This window comes from Streptomyces sp. SID12501, assembly GCF_010550245.1.
In the GTDB taxonomy this organism is placed as follows: Bacteria; Actinomycetota; Actinomycetes; order Streptomycetales; family Streptomycetaceae; genus Streptomyces.
This window is the reverse complement of sequence record NZ_JAAGLU010000724.1, coordinates 1-430: the sequence shown is the minus strand read 5'-3', so window position 1 is coordinate 430 and position 430 is coordinate 1. Positions and strand designations below refer to the sequence as shown.

General features: G+C 72.3%; 1 protein-coding gene and 1 pseudogene. One reads left to right on the top strand and one right to left on the bottom strand.

Translation table 11 applies throughout. The features are described from left to right. Positions 1–134, bottom strand: a pseudogene (locus G3I71_RS52095) (ABC transporter permease); the annotation flags it as partial. Between G3I71_RS52095 and G3I71_RS48120 the strand changes: the two are divergent. After that, positions 73–430 (top strand): exonuclease domain-containing protein (locus G3I71_RS48120; protein WP_275409460.1); only part of this gene is annotated, 358 nt, incomplete at its 3' end. The pseudogene G3I71_RS52095 and the gene G3I71_RS48120 overlap by 62 nt on opposite strands.

Genomic DNA, 430 nt, shown 5'->3' with positions numbered 1-430 from the left:
AGGATCAGCATCAGTACGGGGACCAGCAGCATCAGTGCTTTTGAGCGCGGGTCGGGGCCGAGCTGGCGCACAATGCGGGCGGCGGTCGCCTTCGACCTGGAGACCACGGGCACCGACGTCGAGACCGACCGCATCGTGACGGCGGCCGTCGTGCGCCTGGATTCGGGCGGGGCCGTCTCCGCCGAACGGACCTGGCTGCTGGACCCGGGGGTGGCGATACCCGAGCAGGCGTCGGCGATCCACGGCATCTCGACGGCGCACGCACGCGAGCACGGGGCGCCGGCCGCTGCCGCCATAGCGGAGATCGCGCGGACCGTCGCCGAGGAACTGCGGGCGGGGACGCCCCTGGTGGTGATGAACGCGCGCTACGACCTGTCCCTGTTGGACCGCGAGTGCCGGCGGCACGGGGTCGAGTCGATCAGCGAGCGGC